Annotated in this window: 6 protein-coding genes and 2 pseudogenes; 4 read left to right on the top strand and 4 right to left on the bottom strand. The window is 51.2% G+C overall.

Annotated features, from left to right (window positions below):
* Nucleotides 1–86: 86 nt before the first annotated feature.
* A pseudogene (locus tag ABF979_RS15870) lies at nt 87–953 on the top strand (IS3 family transposase); the annotation flags it as partial.
* A gap of 75 nt (nt 954–1,028) precedes the next feature.
* Here the strand turns inward: ABF979_RS15870 and ABF979_RS15865 are convergent.
* Both ABF979_RS15865 and ABF979_RS15860 read right to left on the bottom strand, forming a co-directional pair.
* A complete protein-coding gene (locus tag ABF979_RS15865) occupies nt 1,029–1,748 on the bottom strand; it encodes a hypothetical protein (protein ID WP_062454353.1) in 720 nt (239 codons plus the stop codon).
* Nucleotides 1,749–1,897: 149 nt separating this feature from the next.
* The gene (locus ABF979_RS15860) at nt 1,898–4,399 is read right to left on the bottom strand and encodes a hypothetical protein (protein ID WP_415560669.1); all 2,502 of its coding nucleotides are present in this window, start codon (nt 4,397–4,399) and stop codon (nt 1,898–1,900) included.
* A 215-nt stretch (nt 4,400–4,614) separates the two neighbouring features.
* Between ABF979_RS15860 and ABF979_RS15855 the strand changes: the two are divergent.
* A pseudogene (locus ABF979_RS15855) lies at nt 4,615–4,905 on the top strand (phenazine biosynthesis protein PhzF); the annotation flags it as partial.
* Between the two features lie 74 nt (nt 4,906–4,979).
* On the opposite strand, the gene mazF reads toward ABF979_RS15855, so the two are convergent.
* Both mazF and ABF979_RS15845 read right to left on the bottom strand, forming a co-directional pair.
* Nucleotides 4,980–5,309 (bottom strand): endoribonuclease MazF, encoded by a 330-nt coding sequence (gene mazF / locus ABF979_RS15850; protein WP_081107112.1) that lies wholly within the window; start codon nt 5,307–5,309, stop codon nt 4,980–4,982.
* Nucleotides 5,310–5,552 carry an AbrB/MazE/SpoVT family DNA-binding domain-containing protein gene (locus ABF979_RS15845; protein WP_081108369.1) on the bottom strand — a complete coding sequence of 81 codons (243 nt, stop codon included), beginning with the start codon at nt 5,550–5,552 and terminating at the stop codon, nt 5,310–5,312.
* A gap of 478 nt (nt 5,553–6,030) precedes the next feature.
* Here ABF979_RS15845 and ABF979_RS15840 point away from each other — a divergent pair, with 478 nt between their 5' ends.
* A complete protein-coding gene (locus ABF979_RS15840) occupies nt 6,031–6,372 on the top strand; it encodes a type II toxin-antitoxin system RelE/ParE family toxin (RefSeq protein WP_415560668.1) in 342 nt (113 codons plus the stop codon).
* Entirely contained in the window at nt 6,369–6,665 is a 297-nt protein-coding gene (locus ABF979_RS15835; protein ID WP_099287326.1) for a helix-turn-helix domain-containing protein, read from the top strand. The genes ABF979_RS15840 and ABF979_RS15835 overlap by 4 nt, the downstream gene beginning before the upstream one ends.
* Nucleotides 6,666–6,761: the final 96 nt, after the last annotated feature.

Genomic DNA, 6,761 nt, shown 5'->3' with positions numbered 1-6,761 from the left:
CTCCTCTCGTGACAAAGTGAGCTTACGCTCCTCCTGACCTCGGAAGGCGAGGCAAGTGACGGTCATTGGGTCTATAGACCGGCCTGAAGCGGCCTCGGCTTTCCGTGGTGCGGCAGTGCACGCTGCTGCAGCTTAACCGGTCGGGCGTCTACTATCGGCCCGTGCCGGAGAGTGATGCGAACCTCGCTTTGATGCGGCTGATCGACGCGCAGTTTTTGGAGACGCCGTATTACGGCTCGCGGCAGATGAGCCGGAATCTTCGCAGGCTCGGTCATGATGTCGGGCGCAAGCGCGTCCGTCGGCTGATGGCGACGATGGGGCTACGGGCGATCTACCAGAAACCACGCACGACCGTGCCGCATCCGGCGCATCGGAAATATCCGTATCTGCTGCGGGATCTGGTCATTGATCGTCCCAATCAGGTCTGGTGCTCGGACGTCACCTACATCCCGATGCGGAAGGGCTTTCTCTATTTGGTGGCGGTTATGGACTGGCACACGCGCAAGGTGCTGTCCTGGCGTCTGTCGAACACGATGGATGCCGAGTTCTGTATCGGGGCGCTGCAGGAAGCCCTGATCCGCTATGGCGCACCAGAGATCTTTAAAACGGATCAGGGCTCGCAATTTACGACGCCCCGGTTCACGGAAGTGCTGGAAGCACGCGAGATCCGCATCAGCATGGACGGGCGCGGCCGATGGCTCGACAACGTCTTTATCGAGCGGCTGTGGCGATCCCTGAAATACGAATGCGTCTATCTGCACGCCTTCGAGACCGGATCGGAACTGCGGGCCGGGCTCACTTCATGGATCGCGCATTACAACGGGAAGCGGCCGCATTCGACATTGGCTGGACGAACGCCCGACGAGGCGTATTATGACGCGCCGGCGCCACTGGGTTCGGGGTTAACCCCGAACCCAGTGGCCAACAGCAACGCTGTCAAGGCGGCAGCATGACAACAACCGGCTATAGCTTATCAGGCCCGCAAAACTGTCCAAACGGATGGGACCACCTCTATCAGGCCTCTTCTGCTACGTGGGGGAGGATTTGACCGTCGGGAAGAATACAACTTTCGGGATGGAGCATCTGTGCCATGACTGGACCTTCTGGCGGACCGCTCCTTCAAGTTCCACCAGTTGGGGGATGTATTTCCTCGAGAAGGTTATATTGAGCGCATAGTCATAGAACTTTTTGCCTTCATCCTTTTCCCATAAGGGCATGATGTGAGTGCAGTAGCCTAGACTACTACCCATGGGGGAGAGACAGTCAATCGTGGTCTTATGGCCATTGTTGTCCTTCACATAAAGAGTGCCGGTATTGAGCTCATAGACGTCCCAGCCATCTGGCCTGATGTCATCATGCTTTAGATATCCGTAAGCGGTCTGACGCCTGAACATTTCTTCGTCAGAGACGTTGTTCAGTTCTTTGTATTGCAGCGCAACATCCACAAGCCCCGAGTTCTCATACGGATTGATATAACCGCTCGACTTTCGGGCTCCATCTTCCCTGAAAGGGGCTAGTGAAGGATACACCATCCTCAGCATCATCAGAGCCATCTCTGAATTGCCGACACGTCCTCCCAAGCCCGCGCCGTACCCTGCTGGAATGATGAAGCAGTCATCGCCGATGAAGACCTTTTGAGACATTGTCGTCTCATCGACATGTTCTTTGTGAATCGCCCATGCACCAGCCATACAAAGAGCGGTGAATCCGACCCCAGCGGTCAGGACGATCTTTTTTAACAGGGACATTTCTACCAGCCTTCGGTCATGCTACTGCATAGAATACATGATATAATGGGATGTTCATTACCATGAAAATCCATAGTTTCCTCAGGTCTCTTTCAATCCAGAAGGATTTAATCCTTCTGGATTGAAAGAGAATGCTATCCCTCTAATGATTATTGGCCTTCATGGGAGAAAATGGCTGGAAGGGCGATTCTCGAATGGTCTCCGATATCTGCTAGGTAAGCGCCAGAAGTTGCACCGCCGGTCATTTCATCCTTATGAAACGAGAGGGTATTATTTGTGCTCGTGGGTGCCGTCACGGTCTTTTGGTAATCCTTGAAGATACTGTCAGCCGCCTTAGTAAGGCTCTGGCTTATGCTGTTTTTGAAGTCTGCGACAAACTGCTCTGTATTAACGGATTGGTCATTAAAAGTAACATCGGCAGCCATACCATACTTTCCGCCATCCAGGTCTACGACAGACTGGGCAGATATTAGGTTTCCATGGTCAAATTTGTATTCGGGTGATGCTTGAAGAGATATATCATCGACCCCGGCCTGATTTAAGGTAATCAGCTTATCCACGCCGAGGTTGTCTGTCGTCAAAAGTCGTAGCGAACTCCATGAAGAGTCATCTCTCGAGATTTGACTGTCGCCGTCAGTATCCAATGCAGATAGGCTGTCAAAGCTCTTAACCGCAGTTAGGGAATGGTCGCTTCCCAGCTGCATGAGGATGCCCTCACCAGGAGTAATCCAGCCCATTGTGGAAAGCTGACCATCATGGATGGAAGGAATTCCAGACGAAGCAGAGGTTGTTGAAACGCGGTTGGACTCAAACGAGATGACAACGGGGTCCAAACGAGGATTATCGGTTGGAAGAGGAGAGGACCCACCTTCCCCAGGGGTGAAATCACCTGCTTCGTCTGTGTAAGAGACACTTGCATGCCTAGTGGAGCCAGATGATGTAATAGGGACTCCTTGGTATTCGACAGTGGTACTTCCGCCAGGTGCCATTGGGTGCAATGAACCATCTGGACCGTAGACCGATGCGTACCGCACATTACTTTGAGTATTATTTTTGAGGTTTGAAGCAGATGGGCCCTGCGTAACGGCCTGACCGCCCACGCCATCGATTTCATCGCTAGACCCCCAAACATCTACTTTGTTGTTGGTTTGTGTAAATGTTGCGAGCGATTTATCGTTTAGAAGCTCAACTTGTTGACCTGTTCCCTTAACGGTGACTGAAGAGTTCGCGGTTACGGCTATAAGCGCACCGTTTGTTGCTCCATTGAAGGTATTATTTTGACCGGATGCATACGTCTCCGAGCCATTACTGGCATTGAGGGTGTTATTGTTCCCATTCAGGGTCATAATCTGTTTGTAGCCTGGCGAGGCGGTGTTACCGCATAAATTTACTGTCTGATTGCTTCCATTAACGAAATTGTTGCCACCCCAATCATCGACCGTATTCCCACCCTGGGTTGTGGTTACACCAGCTCCGTCGGCATTCAACTCGATGGACTGCCCTGTTCCGTTTATTTGAGCTGTAGAATTTGCACCTATGGCAACCACACTGTGGCCTGAAGAAGCATTAAAACCGTTGTTGACTCCATCGATGAAGGTTGTAGAGCCTGTAGAAGAACTTATTGTATTATTGTTTCCGCTAGAGATTACAGTATTGGCACCACCAAGATTAACGATATCGTTTCCGTTTCCTTTTATTGAAACTACACCGTTAGTTCGAATCTCTACACGGGCATTGTCAGAAACTATGTTGGAACTCCCGTTATAGACACCAATGTAAGTCTGTCCATTAGAAGTTAATGTCGATGTTTTGACATTGCCCGAAGCGTCACTATTAAACTGGAGTGAACGGTTGTTGTTATCGTCTTTCAATGTAAGCGTAACGACATTTTGAGAATCCTTTTCCAGTGAAATTTGTACGCTGTTGTTCGAGCCATTCGATGTTAGATAGTTGTATAGTTTCGAGCTATCATAGCTTAATAGCTTAGCCATCAATCCAAGGTCGCCCACAAATTGGGCCGTATCCGAATTATCGGTATATCCAGGCGCAAATGGAAGACCAAATTGACCTACCGTATTTAGGCCAGCAGCAGCAGCAGCTATTCCCAAGTTAAAGAAAGCTTGAGCCTGTGTCGCAATGCTGGCGTTTCCTATGAGCTGTGATTGCTGGTCAACATCTCGGAGGTCAGAGGCTGTAGCAAATGGTATCCAGGCCAAGTTGGCGAGCGCGAAGTCATATCCACTCCAATTGGTAACACTAAGGTCATTGTCAGTGTAGACTTTTACATGGAAGGCTGAAATCTGAGCTATACTTGCAGGTACGCCACCGTTGGCTCTGATGGTATCCATGTCCGCTTCAGCCAGCTGCACCATGACACTTTCGGACGTTCCATCCTGTGACATGGTTACCGGAATACCAGCTTTTAGGTTAAGATTTGCTGTCCAACCATTAAATCCTTGGTTTTGAGATACCGGATATGCAATCGATGGGTACGCAGACAGATTATAAGAACTTTGGTCTTGATAGAACTTACCTACGTCAGCCTGAGTTCTACTGAAAGAAGCTCCAATATTTACGTCAGCTTTGATGATATTAATATCAGCTTGCATGATATTCATTTGTAAAGTGCTGTAAGCCTGATAGTTTCCCATTTCCCACCCCTTAACCGTAACAATATGTGTCCATGGGTAACGGCATGATGCGTGTTGTCAACTCCAATATCTGTCTAGGTCACGTTGACAAAAGATTTGATCGAGAGCCTCGCGGCGGCGAGGTTGAGGAAACTTATGAATGACAAGGCGGTTTTGTCGTATCGGGCTGCAATAACGTCGCGCACCGGCGCCGCCGTGGCCAGGCGGACAGCTTCGGTGCGGCTGTTGTTGGTGCGTGGGACCCCGTTCGTGACGGTACGGATGCCCAGTTTGAGGTAAGAGCCTTTGTCGGAGACGGACAGGGGTGGGAGGATCCGGTGACCGGAAGTCTCAATGCCGGGATCGCTCAATGGCTGATCGAAAGCGGAATCGCACCGGCGCAGTATGTGGCCAGTCAGGGCGCCGCATTACTAAGAGCTGGGCAGGTCTTCGTGGATAAGGTCGGTGACGATATCTGGATCGGCGGAAACGTCGTCACCCGCATTTCCGGAACGATCATTTTATAGATTTTCGAAACGAACGGACGGCCTGCTTACTGTGACAGGGAAATCGAAAAGGAAGCATTCCCCGTTTCGGGTTCTTACCCGATCAGTAGACGAACTCGCTCGCGTAACGCTTCAAGTTCGCTTTCAGAGACCCGGCCTTTATGCTTTGCCCGTCTGGCATGCCAGTCAAGACTGCGAACCTGATCAGAGAGAACGACGCTTGTTGGTTCTCCCGTCAGGGGTACCTCAAAAGGATACCCTTTGACTTTTGTTGTTGTCGGGCAACAGACGATCATCCCAGATTTTTTGTTATAACTAGCGGGAGACAGTACGACAGCCGGGCGATGTCCGGCTTGTTCACGTCCTGCCTGAGGATCAAACTCCAGCCAGACAATGTCTCCGCAGTCTGGCACCCACGCCGACACTTACCAAATCTCTCCACCGACTTCAGATCCAAAACTCACTTCACCATGGCGGTTATCATCCGTGATCGCAGCGGTCAGAGCTTCCAGAGAAAGGGTAGCAGGTCGAACCGGCTGAATGACGATGCGTCCATCTTCTTCCCGGACATCAACGGCTTGATTAACATGCAGGTGAGCCGCTTCAAGGATATTGGCCGGTAAACGAATGGCGGCGCTGTTTCCCCATTTCCGAACGGTTCCAAGCATTGAATCCCTCCTGCATGTATCTACATTGTAGCTACCATATCAGCAATCTCCGCCGCAAGCCAAAAATGGCCAAATTTCCGCATTTCCGCTTTTAGCGAATCGGACCTATGAAGCGGACAGTCTGAAATCCCCCCAAGTCAGCCGCGAGCCTCAGAATGGTTACAGACCTGCGTGAGTTGAAATGGCTATCGCGGAGAGTGGCAGAGATGACCAGGCTGTCTTTCCGGGAGCAGACGTTGTCCTTGCATGGCGTCGGTCGAACACGCCTCGAAACGACCTTTGCGGGTGTTTTTTGTGCCCCCGCCCCTATGTCCGATAAAGTAAAAAAATGGACATAGATTTTATGGCGGAAAACTGCGGATTTTTGGTATTCCTTGAGGTTTCTGAACGGCTGTTTGTCTAAATGCCCATCACGCCCTTCATGTCTCCGAACTATACGCCGTTGACGTATGAGCCAATGACGTATAGATTTTTGTGAATGTCAAAGCTGCAGACCGTTGTCGAACTGCCTGAATTCATAAAGCGGGCAAAAGCCCTGATGTCAGACGACGATCGTATGGCTCTGATTAACATGCTCGCTGCAATGCCAGATGCTGGCATTGCTTTAGGTGGCGGTCTGCGAAAGGTCCGCTTTTCCCGCGAGGGTGGTGGGAAGAGGGGAGGGTACAGAACTCTCTACGTTTTTGGCGGAAGACAGATGCCTCTGTTCCTGCTGACCGTTTTTGCCAAAAACGAGAAAGACAATCTGACGCGATCTGAACAGGCCGCCCTGGTAGACTTGAGCAAGACGCTTGTTGCGAAATACGGAGAACCATCATGAGCGCTTATGACAGCATTCTGCAGGGGCTGAATGAGGCTCTCGCCTATGCGGAAGCTCCGGTCGAGGACAGCGTGACCCACCAGGTCCGCGTTCCGTCGGTTGACGTAGCGGCCATCAGAACCCGGACCGGACTCTCTCAGGCACAGTTTGCCAGAAGTATCGGGGTCGCCAAGGGGACCCTTCTGAACTGGGAGCATGGCCGTCGTCAGCCAACCGGACCAGCCCAGGTTTTGCTGGCGATGTTGGAGAAGCGGCCGTCGTTGGTGAGTGATCTGCTTTCCGCGGCTCGCTGAGAAAACATAAGTCCCGATACGCTTATTAAAATGGCCGCTATGGGGGGGACAGCGGAACATCTGTTGTACAACGGAAGCCGAAAAAAGCTGACGTTG

The sequence above is a fragment of the Gluconobacter sp. genome, from assembly GCF_047723935.1.
In the GTDB taxonomy this organism is placed as follows: domain Bacteria; phylum Pseudomonadota; class Alphaproteobacteria; order Acetobacterales; family Acetobacteraceae; genus Gluconobacter.
This window is presented reverse-complemented; position numbering and strand designations above follow the sequence as displayed.